This is a genomic window from Candidatus Nitrosopumilus sp. bin_32a (assembly GCF_054095935.1).
This window is the reverse complement of the sequence record NZ_JBSWSN010000003.1, coordinates 78,768-93,240: the sequence shown is the minus strand read 5'-3', so window position 1 is coordinate 93,240 and position 14,473 is coordinate 78,768. Positions and strand designations below refer to the sequence as shown.

At 32.4% G+C, this 14,473-nt stretch carries 14 protein-coding genes; 6 read left to right on the top strand and 8 right to left on the bottom strand.

Annotated features, from left to right (window positions below; all coding sequences use genetic code 11):
• Positions 1-21: 21 nt before the first annotated feature.
• Both ACW9XH_RS03220 and ACW9XH_RS03215 read right to left on the bottom strand, forming a co-directional pair.
• A complete protein-coding gene (locus tag ACW9XH_RS03220) occupies positions 22-381 on the bottom strand; it encodes a DUF6659 family protein (RefSeq protein WP_457759203.1) in 360 nt (119 codons plus the stop codon).
• Positions 378-1,706, bottom strand: coding sequence for an ammonium transporter (locus tag ACW9XH_RS03215; RefSeq protein ID WP_457759202.1), 1,329 nt, complete (start codon positions 1,704-1,706; stop codon positions 378-380). Before ACW9XH_RS03215 ends, ACW9XH_RS03220 begins: the two co-directional genes overlap by 4 nt.
• A gap of 117 nt (positions 1,707-1,823) precedes the next feature.
• Between ACW9XH_RS03215 and ACW9XH_RS03210 the strand changes: the two genes are divergently transcribed.
• On the top strand, positions 1,824-2,153 hold the full coding sequence (locus tag ACW9XH_RS03210; RefSeq protein WP_457759201.1) for a P-II family nitrogen regulator: 330 nt from the start codon (positions 1,824-1,826) through the stop codon (positions 2,151-2,153).
• 222 nt (positions 2,154-2,375) lie between these two features.
• Here ACW9XH_RS03210 and ACW9XH_RS03205 read toward each other — a convergent pair whose 3' ends face one another.
• The 3 genes from ACW9XH_RS03205 to ACW9XH_RS03195 all read right to left on the bottom strand — a co-directional run bounded on the left by ACW9XH_RS03205 (position 2,376) and on the right by ACW9XH_RS03195 (position 4,678).
• Entirely contained in the window at positions 2,376-2,957 is a 582-nt protein-coding gene (locus tag ACW9XH_RS03205; protein WP_457759200.1) for a P-II family nitrogen regulator, read from the bottom strand.
• Between the two features lie 72 nt (positions 2,958-3,029).
• Entirely contained in the window at positions 3,030-4,175 is a 1,146-nt protein-coding gene (locus ACW9XH_RS03200; RefSeq protein ID WP_457759199.1) for a DnaJ domain-containing protein, read from the bottom strand.
• An 80-nt stretch (positions 4,176-4,255) separates the two neighbouring features.
• Positions 4,256-4,678, bottom strand: coding sequence for a universal stress protein (locus ACW9XH_RS03195; RefSeq protein WP_457759198.1), 423 nt, complete (start codon positions 4,676-4,678; stop codon positions 4,256-4,258).
• 122 nt (positions 4,679-4,800) lie between these two features.
• Here ACW9XH_RS03195 and ACW9XH_RS03190 point away from each other — a divergent pair, with 122 nt between their 5' ends.
• The 4 genes from ACW9XH_RS03190 to ACW9XH_RS03175 are packed head-to-tail and all read left to right on the top strand — an operon-like array spanning position 4,801 to position 8,943.
• Positions 4,801-5,625, top strand: a complete 825-nt coding sequence (locus ACW9XH_RS03190; RefSeq protein WP_457759197.1) for a CBS domain-containing protein — start codon at positions 4,801-4,803, stop codon at positions 5,623-5,625.
• Positions 5,626-5,674: 49 nt separating this feature from the next.
• On the top strand, positions 5,675-6,361 hold the full coding sequence (locus ACW9XH_RS03185; protein WP_457759196.1) for a VIT1/CCC1 transporter family protein: 687 nt from the start codon (positions 5,675-5,677) through the stop codon (positions 6,359-6,361).
• A 6-nt stretch (positions 6,362-6,367) separates the two neighbouring features.
• Positions 6,368-7,657, top strand: coding sequence for an APC family permease (locus tag ACW9XH_RS03180; protein WP_457759195.1), 1,290 nt, complete (start codon positions 6,368-6,370; stop codon positions 7,655-7,657).
• Between the two features lie 59 nt (positions 7,658-7,716).
• Positions 7,717-8,943: a cation:proton antiporter gene (locus ACW9XH_RS03175; RefSeq protein ID WP_457759194.1), complete on the top strand. Its 1,227-nt coding sequence runs from the start codon at positions 7,717-7,719 to the stop codon at positions 8,941-8,943.
• Here the strand turns inward: ACW9XH_RS03175 and ACW9XH_RS03170 are convergent.
• The 3 genes from ACW9XH_RS03170 to ACW9XH_RS03160 all read right to left on the bottom strand — a co-directional run bounded on the left by ACW9XH_RS03170 (position 8,940) and on the right by ACW9XH_RS03160 (position 12,547).
• Positions 8,940-9,593, bottom strand: coding sequence for a hypothetical protein (locus ACW9XH_RS03170; protein ID WP_457759193.1), 654 nt, complete (start codon positions 9,591-9,593; stop codon positions 8,940-8,942). The genes ACW9XH_RS03175 and ACW9XH_RS03170 overlap by 4 nt on opposite strands.
• Positions 9,594-9,663: 70 nt before the next feature.
• Positions 9,664-11,109, bottom strand: a complete 1,446-nt coding sequence (gene glnA / locus ACW9XH_RS03165; RefSeq protein ID WP_457759192.1) for a type I glutamate--ammonia ligase — start codon at positions 11,107-11,109, stop codon at positions 9,664-9,666.
• 73 nt (positions 11,110-11,182) lie between these two features.
• The gene (locus ACW9XH_RS03160; protein ID WP_457759191.1) at positions 11,183-12,547 is read right to left on the bottom strand and encodes a KamA family radical SAM protein; all 1,365 of its coding nucleotides are present in this window, start codon (positions 12,545-12,547) and stop codon (positions 11,183-11,185) included.
• A gap of 146 nt (positions 12,548-12,693) precedes the next feature.
• Between ACW9XH_RS03160 and ACW9XH_RS03155 the strand changes: the two genes are divergently transcribed.
• Positions 12,694-14,436, top strand: a complete 1,743-nt coding sequence (locus ACW9XH_RS03155) for a mechanosensitive ion channel family protein (RefSeq protein ID WP_457759190.1) — start codon at positions 12,694-12,696, stop codon at positions 14,434-14,436.
• Positions 14,437-14,473: the final 37 nt, after the last annotated feature.

Here is a 14,473-nt window from a genome sequence, read left to right as displayed (position 1 = left end):
ATGCCTGTAGTAATTCTAGTTTTAAGAAGCAAGTGCTGAATGAACAAAATCAATAATTTTCAAATAATCTGCTCTTGGCTCTGTACTAATCATAAACAAATCATTTGAATTAATTGGAATACTAATCATTGTGACTTTTTCATATTCAGTTATTGACGACAGTTCTGAACCAATTTTATATGCTAAATTTGTATAAAGATCTCTTTTTTGTAATGCATAATGAATCGACATCTTAACATTATCACCCTCTAAAATTTTTTCAACATTATCATTATGTCCACCAGCAATCATCTCACCTTTACTATTTGCAACACCTGCAAACCTAACTTTAGTATCTAAATCAAGGACTTGTTTTGATAATTCATCATAACTAACAGTCATTGTTTCTTGCCAGGGTATTTCTTTTTGAACAAGATTTCATTTTTATCCTGTAACTCATCTGTATAATCATCCATATTCAACATAAACTCTTCTTCATCAGAATAAGCAGATTCTGCATGTTCACTAATATCTAAACCAATATCTTCTACTTCAGGTGAAACTCTAATCCCAATTAGATGTTTAATTATTTGTAAAATTATCCAAGTTCCACCAAAACCCATTACACCTGCAACACCAACACCTACAGCCTGAATCCATAATTGATCAGGATTTCCAAAGAGTAATCCGTCAGGTCCTCCTGGATTAATTGCAGTACTTGCAAATATACCAATTGCTAGTGCACCAACAATTCCTGCAACTCCGTGAACAGAGCTAACATCAAGTGCATCGTCAATCTTTAATTTTTCTTTGAACAGTACTACGCCGGAGTATGAGATTACACCTATTGCTATACCGATTACAAAAGCATGCTCAACGCTCACATATCCTGATGCAGGTGTGATTCCTGCAAGACCTGCAATTGCACCGTTAATTGTTGCAACAACGGATGGTTTTCCAGTTCTTATCCAAGAAAGACCAGCCCAAATTAATGCAGAAATTGAAGATGCCATGTGAGTTACAATTACAGTATTTCCTGCAACTCCACCAGAAGCAGAAAGTGCACTTCCTGCATTAAATCCAAACCAACCTAACCACAATAAGGAAGAACCAAGTACAGCCAGTGGAATGCTATGAGGAATCATTATGGCAGGACCGTAATTTCTTCTCTTACCAAGTACTAGTGCTGCAGCTAACGCTGCCATTCCCACACTAGTGTGAATTACAATACCACCAGCAAAGTCAGCTACACCAAGTTGTGCCAACCAACCGCCACCCCAAACCCAGTGGACAAGAGGATAGTAAATTAGCATAGACCATGCTGCAATAAATATAACAAAGGAACTAAACTTCATTCTTTCAGCAATTGTTCCTGTAAGTAATAGAGGAGTAATTGCTGCAAACATTAATTGGAATTTTACAAATAACATACCAGGAATTGTTGGGGCATATTGTTCTAATGGTGCATCAGATGGAATTCCTTTAAGGAAAACCCAATCTAGATTTCCAACTAATCCCATAGTAGAGTCACCAAAAGATAAACTAAATCCAAAGATAAACCACATGACACTCAACATTGCCAAACCAAAGAAAATTTGCATGAAAATTGATGCAGCGTTCTTTTTCCTTAACAAGCCAGATTCAAACAACCCTAATGCAGGAATCATAAGTAATACAAGACTTCCAGCAACAAGCATCCATGCTGTATCTCCAGAATCAAGTACCATTGAAAAAAAAAGTTAATTTAGAATTAATAACAATGTCTAAATTTGATATACAAATGATTATCATTTAGTAATCAAAATCAGAAATTATATTTGTGTAATTGAAATTACACTAACTAAATGCTCAAAATAGAAGTAATACTTGGCGAAAATGACGTCATGGCAATCAGTGAAGGATTGAAAGACATAGGCATAGGTGGCCTTACAGTTTCCAAAGTCAGAGGAAGAGGAAAGAGACCAGGTCCAGAAATTCACGCATCAAAAGGAAGTGAGATTTTTGTGCCACAATTCAACGATAAATATCAATTAGAAGTTATAATTTCAGATACAAGAGAGGATGAAGTCATAGGAATTATTAAAGAAAATGGAAGGGTTGGCAAAATTTTTGTTTCACAAATTTTGCGTGCAATAGACATTGCAACAGGTGATGAAGGGGAAAAAACAATCTAAGCAACATCATGAATCTACGTAAAAGTAAGTTATTTCATAGAGAGAAGATGCAACCACTGCACGGTAAAGATTATCTCAAAGTTGCAGTGATAATTGGAGTTATTGTAGGGCCCATCATTTTTGGTTTATCCATATGAAAATATCTAAAATCATGATTGCAAAGTTAGTACTTGCAGCAGTTGGTATGACTTTGGTAGGATTAGCATTGTTTAATGGGTATTATTAATAATCGGCAAAATTATTTTCATACATAATTGTAGGATTCTTTAGTTGTTTTTCTAAGGTTGGTAGTGATTTCATAATACAATAATTTACAAAATCACTAAAAGATTTAATTCTATAATCATTTCGAAGTGTTTCTTTGTTCTCTTCATAAATTACTTGCAATTTATGTAAAGTGAATTTTTGTAATGGGACAAACCGACTTCTTTTTGGTAATGGCTTTGATTCTGATTTTTCATCTGAAAATGTTTCAAGATCTTGTTGTGCGTCAAGAGTTTCCATATCTACGACCTCTTCCATTTCAGAAACAAAGATTTTTCCTCCATGGTCTGAAGATAAACCAGAGTTTTTTGAGATCATTTCAACTACTTTTCTTGCATCTTTATCTGGAACTACCATTTCGATTTTTGCAAGTGGTATAGATTTTAGATTGGTAGAGCCGACACGAGAGCCAGGACTTTCATCGTAAATGTTACTGTCATCTAAATTTCGTTTATCAATAATGTATGTCCCTACAATGTTCAAAGTGGTTTTAATTGTGGGAAAATTTTTTCTCCTAATTACAGCCTCTATCTTTTTCACAAATAATTTTCAAAATTAGCTATATTTATGAGGAATGGTCATTATCAGGTGTAAAAATTGATTATAACTTGATTATTTTTTAGAAAACCCAAATTTTGATGCCCAGCTTTGTTTTTTGGTAGATTTCAATGAGAGATTATCTAGCATTTCATATGTAATTGTAAAGCCATGGCCAACCATAGTAGCATCTTTGTGGTAATTCTCTTTGTTAGGTACAAATTCATCAGATAAATCTTTGATTTTTTTAGTTTTGAGATCAAATAATCGTATTTTTTTACCGTTTTCAAGTTTAATTATTGCATCACCGCTTAGACCCTGAATAGAAAAATTCTCAAAGAATCGTATTGATCCACCTTCTTTTAATTCGATAACTGAATCATAGGTAAGTTTTCCTCCGTAAAATAAAATTTCTCTTGCAGATAATATTACATCATCTTCAACATTAAGAACAATAATTGAATCAGCTTCAAGTAATACGGTATTTACTAGATTTTCTGCAATAATTTTTCCATTCAAAGCTGAAATGTGAGTTCTATGTTCTTGAATTTGAAATACTCCTACACGTATAGGATCTTCAACCTTAAATTTTCTCCCATAAACATTTCCAATAACTACATTGCCTTTATCTACAGTAATTTTTGCACCATTATCAATTTTGTATTTATTTTCTAATGGATTAATAAATTTAAAATCTCCATGTGTTAGATGAATATTTGTTTGATATTCTTGAGTCCATGATGGACTAGTAATGCTACCTTGCATTACTATATGGCCATCATAAGTGAAACTTCCTGCCATAAAATTTCCCTTAATGGATAAAGCACCAGTTGCTTTTCTTTCTAATTCAATTTCACCAAGAGTTTTTGATCCAAACAATCGTGATCCAGTAGAGTTTGATTTATTTAATGCTAGAGCCCATTCTTCAGCGGTTTTCATTTCTTTGAATAGCTCTTGACCTAAAATTTGATTTTTTCTTCTAACATCAGCCTCAGAATCACCTGAATAAACTTTAGAATTTTTTAATTTTTCATAATCTGTCTCAGGATATTTTTTACCAATCTTTAGATCGTCGTATGCTTGTTTAATTTTTATGAATTGTTGATTTTCTCCTCCACGATCAGAGTGGAATTGTAGTGCTAATCTTCTAAACGCATCTCTAATTTCTTTCTCTGTTGAATCCTCAATAATTCCTAAGATATCAAAATTACTTTCTACCATATCCTACACCGATGATATTTTTTCAAATTCCTATACTTGTAGGTTATTACATCAAATATCAATGATATGAAAAATATTATTTATTTTACTACCAATACTGGAACTTTTGTTTTATGCATAACATAGTTTGATGTGCTTCCAAGAAATGCTTCTTTTGCTCCACCTAGACCTCTTGCACCAACAACAATCATGTCAAATTTTCCTTTTTCTGCAAATTTAACAATTTCAGAGCCAGTATGTCCTCCACCAGTTTTGTATTTGAACGTGGCACCAGCTTTTTGAGTTCTATTCATTGCAGGACCAATAGCCTTGACAGCCTTTCTTTGTGCTTCATCTTTCATTTTTTGTGTATATTTTATTCCTGCAGCTACAGGTAAATGAAATACATAAAATCCGGTAATTTCAGCATTACCACCTTTTGCAATTTCAATAGCTCTATCCAATCCTCTAATAGAATTTGAAGATCCATCAAGTGGAACTAGAATTTTTTGAAACTTAACCATACTTCAAATAATAATTGTTAGAATATAAGAAGACCATTGATTCTCAAAATTGAAAAGCAAAGTACAATCAAAATTGAAAATTATAAATTCCATTTTTATATAAAAAAATTTCATATATGCCATTGTCAATAAACAATATTTCAAAAAAACCAATTACTATAATAAAAAACTCTACAATTTCAGATGCAATTAGGTCATTATTAGACACAAAAATTAGCAGATTAGTTGTTTCAGATCATGGAAAACATGTTGGAATAATCACTGAAAAAGATATTGGGTTATTTTTATTTTCAGAGACTACACATCAGAGCCTTGATAACATTCCTATAACTAAAATTATGAAACCAATTGAATTTGTAAATCAAGAACTCACACCTGAGAATTCAGCAAAAATTATGATTGAAAAAGGTATCAGTTCATTGGCTATCGGTGAAAAAGAAGAAGTAAAAACAATTTTTACAAAAAGTGATCTTGTAAGATATTATGCCGAAAATATTACCGATGGAAAAAAAGTTGTAGATTTTATGACTCATGATTATGAATTTACTCATACTGCTGCACCATTGTATAAGATTGTAAGAAAAATGTTGGAAAAGAAAATCTCTAGATTGATTGTTAAAAATCAGAATGAAGAAGCAGTAGGAATAATTTCATTTAGAGATTTATTCAGGGTTGCAATTGAGCTTGGAAGTGAAGAAGATGATTCAGGATTTACAATTTCTGATCTCAAAAATGGATTTCTTTCAGAGGAAGGATTTGGAAATATTTCATTAGCCAGAGATGTCATGACTGAGGGATTAATCACGATTAAATTCAATCAAAGTTTGTCTGATGCATGTAAACTGATTTTAGAAAACAATGTCAGTGGTTTAGTAGTATTAGATGGAAATGGATCAATTACAGGAATAATTAGCAAAACTGACATTACAAAGGCCATTGCAAAATAATATTTCTCAAAATACATTATAACCATGAATAAAAAATAATGATAATCTGATGAAAGTACACTTTGATGATTTTATTTATGGCTCTATAGATGGAGCAGTAACAACTTTTGCGATAGTTGCAGGAGTAATGGGAGCATCATTACCCACGACAATTATCTTAATTTTGGGATTTGCAAATTTGTTTGCAGATGGGTTTTCAATGGCTGCTGCAAATTATCAAGCGTCAAAGGCTAGAAATGAATTTGTTGAAATGAAGCGAAAGCAAGAGGAATGGGAAATTGATAATTTAGAAGAACAAGAAAGAGATGAAATTAGAGACATTTACAGAGAAAAAGGATTCAAAGATGAATTGCTTGATGATGTAGTTCGAACAATTACATCAAAAAGAAAAGTTTGGATAGATACAATGATGAAAGAAGAGTTAGGATTAATTGAGGATGAAAAAAATCCATTAGACAGTTCTATCAGCACATTTGTTGGTTTCAATCTTGTAGGATTAATTCCATTGATTCCGTTTATGATTTTCATGATTGTTGGAATTGAATTGAATTCTGAAGCTTTTGTTTATTCTATTGTATCTGTATGTTTTGCGTTCTTTCTTGTTGGAATGATAAAAGGAAAGATTGTAAAAAGATCAATGCTACGTGCTGGAATCAATACATTGATCATTGGTGGTGTTGCTGCAGTTGTTGCATATTTGATAGGATTTGGATTAAATTTCTTGGTTACAGGTTGATGGTATATGTCTGAATTAAAGCGCCACATAGGTCTTTTTCATCTTACCATGTATGGAGTGGGTTTGATTCTTGGTGCTGGAATTTATGTTCTAATTGGAGAGGCTGCAGGTTTTGCAGGAAATTCAATGTGGATTTCTTTTTTGCTAGGTGCGATAGTTGCAATATTTGCTGGGTTGAGTTACTCTGAACTTGCAGCATTATATCCAAAAGCAGCAGCAGAATATACTTTTGTTAAAAATGCATTCAAAAGTAATTTTTTTGGTTTTATAATTGGATGGTTAACTGCAATTACATCCATCATAGTTGCTGCAACTGTATCTTTAGGGTTTGGAGGTTATCTAATACAGTTTATTGAAATACCAATAACTGTCGGAGCAATTGTTCTAATTGTAATTTTATCCTTGGTAAATTTTATTGGTATTAAAGAGTCTGCATGGGCAAATACTATTTTTGCAATTATAACTGCTGGAGGATTAGCATTAATTATTTTTCTTGGATTTACTGTTGAGCCTGTAGAATCAATAGATTATTTTGAAGCACCAAATGGATTTTCAGGAATAATCCTTGCATTTGTTTTAATTTTCTTTGCATTTATTGGATTTGAAGATATGGCAAATGTTGCTGAAGAGGTCAGAAGACCTCACAAAACAATTCCTCGAGCTATTATGTTATCAATTCTTATTACTGGAGTAATTTATGTTCTAGTTTCATTATCGGTTGTAAAAATTTTAGATTGGCAGGAATTAGCAGTATCATCTGCCCCACTTGCTGATGTTGCACATAAGGTCTTAGGTACTAATGGTAGTGTTACATTATCAATAATTGCATTATTTGCTACAGCAAGTACTGTTTTAATCACACTTGTAGCAGGAGCAAGAATACTATATGGAATGGCAAAAAGTAATTCGTTACCACAGTTTTTGGGCAGAGTTCATCCTAAAACTAAGACACCATGGATTGCAGTAATTGTTATTTTGATCACTTCAGTAGGATTTTCATTTATAGGAGATATTGTAATTATAGCCAACATCGTAGTTTTTGCTATCGTCATAACATTTGCAGCAATTAATTTAGCAGTTATAGTTTTACGATATACAGAGCCTGTTTTAAAAAGACCATTTAGAGTTCCAATCAATATTGGGAAATTTCCAATTTTACCATTATTTGGATTTGGAACAACAGTTTACATGGCATTACAATTTCAAGCTGAAATAATTCTTGCAGGAATTACAATAATAGGAATTGGAGCAGTTTTCTACAAAATTTCAAAAAATTACAAGCCTAAATTTCAATAATGTATTCAAATTTGATTCTTGAAATTAGTTTTAATAATTCAGATTAAGCCTAATTTGTAATGGTAACAGAATTTGATGTAATTCCGACTTTAGTGGGAATTTTGATTTTGGTTATTCCTTCAATGATGTTAGGTAGGATTTGTAAACATTTTGGAGTTTCTGAAATAATTGGTTTTGTAATTGGTGGAATAATTCTAGGTCCATTTGCATTAGGTGGTTTGATATCATTCTTTGATAGACCATTAGTAGAACTAAGTGACTTGATGCTATCATTTTGGCAAATTGCCGGGATAATTATTTTATTTTCAGCTGGTCTTCATTTCACTTTTTCTAGTTTAAAACATACGGGGATTCAAGCTGTAATAATCGGTACGACGGGGGTAATTGTTCCACTAGGACTCGGATATGGGATTTCTATTTTATTTGGAATTGATTGGATGGTTGCAATGATTATTGGAGCAACACTTAGTGCAACAAGTATTGCAGCAGCTGTAACAATTTTGGGAGAATTAGGAAAGGAGAAAACAAAAGAAGGGAATATTTTGGTTAATGCTGCAGTGTTTGATGATGTACTGGGATTAGCCATTCTATCATCTATAATTTCTATTGTAATTGCACATTCTCTCCCATCGTTAGAGACAGTGTTGTATGAAGTATCAGAATCATTGATTCTATGGGTTATTCTACTTCTAAGTGCGGTATTTTTACTTCCAAAAATAGTTCATGCAGTAGCTGTAACAAGACCAACATCTCTTGAATCTCGTGGAACAAAACAAGGAACCGCATTGGGATCAGCGTTTGGTATGGCAGCTGTTGCTTCGATTATAGGTCTTAATCCCATTGTGGGGGCATTTGCCGCAGGAATGGGACTTGCAGGTTCAAGGTTAGCAAAACAAGTTAGAGAATTTGTTGGAGAGTTACAAATTATTTTTGCGCCATTTTTCTTTGCAATTATGGGCGCACATGTAGATATCTCAAATATTATGAATGTTGATTTGATTTTGTTCTTAGTAATTTTGATAATTGCAGTTTTTAGTAAGATTTTAGGTTCTGGAATTCCAGCAATTATTCTTCTTAAAAATAAAAACAAAGGTTTGAGGATAGGATACGGAATGATAGTTAGAGGTGAAATTGCATTTATTACTGCAGGACTAGGTTTGGCTTATGGAATTATTTCCGATAGCATTTTTTCAACATTAATCTTTGTAATTTTAGGTACGATATTCATTGGTCCAATATTATTGAAATATTCTTTTAAAAAAAATGATGAGATATCAAATAATTAATTCTTAGATTTTACAAGTGCAATTACTGCAATAACAATTCCAACAATTCCAACTCCAATACCAGCATATCCCAAATTGTTTGATTGTGTTTCTTCTAAAATATTTACAGATTCGTTAAGATCATTCAGATCTTCAATTAATGCAGTATGGCCATCAATCATTTGTGTTATTGTAATATCAGAAGGTTCAGGAAATTCAATGTATGATCGTTCATCAACTTTTGGTGGATGCATTGATAAACTAATTGGAGTGTCTACAATTGTTCCCAGAATATTTGCTTGATAAAATCCTGAGACAGTTGGATTAACAAATGCATAATATTTTCCTGGAATGTCATGATCAGGTGATAAAGGAAGTGTTATGCTTTCATCTTTGTAAATTAATTTTATTTTAATAGTTTTTCTTAAATCAGCAATTCCGTTCTGAAATTCTTGAGATTCTGCACATTTGGCTGCCTCAGGAATATCGGGACATGAAATTAGTGGACTAACATAAAATTCAATTGCGTTGGTTTCTCCTGAAACTACAGGCTCATTCATCCAACCAATTTCTACTCTATATTCACCTACAGCATCTACAGTATGCCCATAAGCAATTCCAGTCATACCAGAGATAAACAATAGAAATAGAATCAATAGTCTTGATTTCATATTAAGAAAACAATATTTCATTTTAAAAAGGTTCTATTAATTTTCATTAAATAATTGATGTTTGTACCAATTATGCATCTGCATACATTGAAACTTCCCAAGCTGTAGGAGTTTGTGCAAATGCAGAATATTCTTTGTATTTTAATTCAGAATACTGTTCAAGGAAATCTTTTGTGAAAACATCTTCTAAAAATTTAGAATCACTAGCCAAAGAATCAAGTGCGCCTTTTAATGATATAGGTAAAGCACCAATATTATATTCTCTTTTCTTTTCTGAAGAAAGCTTGTACACATTTTCTTCAATAGGATCTCCGGGATCAATTTTATTTTTTATTCCATCCAATCCTGCTAACAATAGTCCAGCCTCTAAAAGATAGATATTGGCAGTTGGATCAGGTACACGATATTCAATTCTTTTACTTTTTTCTTGATTTCTGTTATACATTGGAACTCTAATAGCAGTAGAACGGTTAGCTAACCCCCAACAAACATTGACTGGTGCTTCAAATCCAGGAACAAGGCGTTTGTAAGAATTTGTGGTAGGATTTGAAATTGCACATAATGCTGCGGCATGACTTAGAATTCCTCCAACATAATATCTTCCAGTTTGACTCATCTGTGCTAAATCATCATCTTTATCATACATTACATTCGTATTTTTATTCCATAAACTCTGATGAGTATGCATAGCAGATGCATTATCGCCAAAAATTGGTTTTGGCATAAATGTTGCAACTTTATTTTTTCTTTTTGCTTTAACTTTTACTAAATTTTTGACGGCAATTACATTATCTGCCATTGTAATCATTTCATCATAAACTAGATTAATTTCACATTGACCAGAGGTTGCCACTTCATGATGTTCAGCTTCAATTTTTATTCCAAAATAATTGTACAAATCATCGCATACATCTTTTCGAAATCCAGCAAGAGTATCTTTGGGTTGTGATGGATAATATCCTTCCTTGAAAGATATTGCAGTACTTACATTTCCTTTTGCCCATGGTGATTCCTTAGATTCAATTGAATAACCTGAGCCACCTCCAGCATGAGTTGCAGCATAAGGTGACGGATAAACATTGATGGCATCAAAAACAAAGAATTCTATTTCAGGGCCCCAATTAGTATGAGTCAATCCAAATTCCTGAAGTTTTTCTGATGATTTACGTGCAATTCCTCTCGAGTCCCGATTATATCGAGATTCTTTATTTGTACTACCGTCGTAAAGATCACAAAATATTCTTGCATTTTTACGAGTTCCAGGATCATATTCTTGTGGAAGAATTCTAAATGACGACGGATCAGGTAATAGAATCATATCAGAATTATTCACAGATTTGAAACCAACAATAGAACTTGCATCTAATTTTTCAAGACCGTTTACAAAACTATTTTTATCAATTGCATATTTTGGCATTCCAACACTATGAAGTTCACCAAAAATATCTACAAACCAAAAATCTATGAATGATATATTTTCATCTTTAATAGTTTGTAATACTTGATCTATGTTCAATTTGATAATTTTTACAGGTTATTTTACTAATGTTATCTTGTAAGTTAGAGTTGGCAAGTTAGTCAGGTTAATTCTAAGATTCAGGATAATCTTCAATCGGATGTGTTGCTTTGAAATTTTTCATTTCGTCATCAAAGAAAAACTTGTCAGTTAATGCAGGTTTTAGATCATCTAACCAAATTGCATTTTCATCATATTTTGCAAAGAATGGCACTTGTACCCAATCAGGATTTCTACCCTGTAAAAATCGCAAAACAATTACTTTTTGATCATTTAGATTTGCAGTTCCAATTACATGCACTTTTCCTGGAGTAGCAGACATACTTGGTCCACGAACAGTTCTAGCTAATCCACTAACTGAAGAATACGCTTTTTTGAAAATTTGATAAGCCTTTACCAGAGGAATTCCAAAGTAATGTTGAGCCCCAGTATCTCTAACTACAAACATGTAATACGGAATACATCCCAACTGAACCTGTTTGGTCCACATTTTAGCCCACATTTCTGCATCATCGTTGATATGTGCCAATAGAGGAGATTGGGTTCTGATCTGTGCTCCTGTTTTTCTTACTTCTTTAATTGCATTTATCACTGCATCAGTTGATAATTCGTTCAAATGGTTAAAGTGGGCCATAAATGCAAGATGTAATCCGCTATCAGTAATCTTTCTAAAAATATCTAACATTTCTTGTGAATCAGAATCTGTCAAAAACTTGTATGGCCAATACGCTAATGCCTTTGTTCCAATTCTAATTGTTTTAAGATTTGGAAGTTTAGCATCAATTAAAGCATCAACATATTTTGAAAAAATTTTTGCTTTCATTATCATTGGATCGCCACCGGTAAAAAGCACATCAGAAATTTCTGGATGTTCTCTTACATATTGAACCAGTTGTTCACCTTCCTGCATAGCAAATTTCATTTCATCCATGCCAACAAATTGTGGCCATCTAAAACAAAAACTACAATATGCATGACATGTTTGACTTTGACTAGGAAAGAAGAGACAGGTTTCTTTGTATTTGTGTTGCATTCCAAATAACTTGGTTCCATCTTTCAATGTTGGAACATTTAGTTCCATTTGACCTGCAGGATGTGGATTTAGTTGTAAACGAATTTCATTTGCAATTGCAGTAATTTCTTTTTTATCAAGGTTATTTTTTAAGGCAGTTGCCATTTTTTCATAATGTTCTGGTTTTAGCATTCCTTTTTGAGGAAATGTTAAGACAAAGATTGGATCATTTGGAATATTATTCCAATCAATTAGTTGTTCAACGACATAATTATTTGCTTTAAAAGGTAAAACGTTTCCTACAACCTCCATCTCAAATTGTGTTTCTTCACCTAGTTTTTGAATTTGTGGAAGAGTTCGAAAATTTGATAATGTGTATGATTTCAGAGATGGTGAATCACCCCATGCTGTTTCTTGATAGGTCATTTTGTAATTAATGCTCTTACCCTTGTTAAACCTTACAAGATTTTTACGCATAAAAATTATTGATTTTATTAAAAATTAATTAGAAATGATAATAGAGGTTACCTTTGTATTCTAGAACATGAATTTGATTAAAATGGTGCTTATACATGGCTGAGGAAGATTTGGCACAAATTCCAGTTGGAGAGTTTGAAACAGTTTCACAGCTTTTAGCATTAAATGAATCGCTTCAAATTGCATTTTCTATAATGATTATAGGAATAATTGGAATAGTTATTGGATATAGTAAATTTTCTACTTGGGTTGGTTCTCAAAAAATCTATTATGAAAGACCACATTTTTCTCGATTTGTACGTAGAGCAGTTCTACCATTTTTTGCAATTGCATTGATCACTACAATTAATGTACACATACAAACTGGAGTTTTGTTTGGAGAGAATTTATCAATAGTTGAAGGTGAAGATACATCACCTGTAGAAATATTTGTAAAAATTCTTAATACATTCAACATTTTGGTAATAGGTTATACGGTTTCTCACCTTATACCAATTGTTTTAAACAAACGTGAAAAATCTAGATTAGAAAAAGAGGATTTTGATATTTGGTTTGAAATGAGAGGGTTTGCTGATGACGATGGGGATTTATTTCATAGATTGTACAAATGGGTTCCACCAAATGTAACTCCGGAAGAAATTGAAGAAGCTAAGTTCAAAGAAATGATGCAAACAAAAGAAGGTATGTTAGAGTTGGAACAATTTCGAACAACAAAAGGAAATCCAATTGGTGGATATGAAAAATTAGTTGGCAAGCCATTTGAAGAATGGAAAAAATCTGAGCGTTTGAAATATAAAAAATATTATCATAATTGTATTAGTGGTAACAATCAATCTGGAAGAAAGCTAAAGCCAGGTGCAAAACCAGATGAGATTTTTCCAATTGATGTATGGAGAGAAGAAAAAAGAGAGAATGAATTTGAACCGATAATTCCAAGCTCTCGTCCTCCAGGATATTCAAAAAAGAAACAAGAAGGCATTCCAAAATCAGCAAAACAAATTCTTCCAGTTGGAATTTTTATTATAACAATTTTAGGGGTTGTGGCTTGGTGGGGCGTTGATTTGTTTGTTCTTGCTACAGCAACAGGAGGGATGGCAATTGGTATAGGTTTAGCATTACAAGAAACTATGCAAAATTATTTTGCATATTTTCTCATTAGAAAAGATAAGATATTTGTTGAAGGTGAGCGTATAAAACTTGATACAGGATATAACGGCTATGTGCATAAAATTACACCTAGAGTAACCTATCTCAGAGATGCATTAAATGAGTCTATTGCAATAATTCCAACAAGACAATTAGTCAATGCACAAGTAATTAATTATACTCAGGGAATAAAGATGGTTCCAGCAATTGTAAATGTGGGTGTTTCTTATCTTAATGATCCTAAACAAGTTTCAGCAGTTCTTGTAAAAGTTGGAAAACGTGCTATGAAAGAAGTTGTTGATAGTAAAGGCAAACATCTTATCAGACAAATTCGATGTCCATATTTAGAAAATAACCAACCAAGTTGTGGTTGTGATAAAGATATTCATGTAGATATTAATCAACCAATTGTAAGATTTAATCAGTTTAATGATTCTGCATTAGATTTTTCATTATGGGTTTATGTTAGAGATTATGGTGCACAATTCAAAACTAAAACAGACATGAGAATAATCATGTATGAAGAGTTTAAAAAATATGATATCAGAATTCCATGGCCAATTAGAACAGTATATCAAGGTGATGAAAAGCGTGAACAAGAAGAGATCGATAAACTGACGGATAAGAGAAATGAGGTTATTGACAAATATGGTATTGGGGATATTGGTCACGGTAGTGGCGAAAGTGAGTAATCTTCTCAAAACTTAAGAATCCCATTAATTCACATTT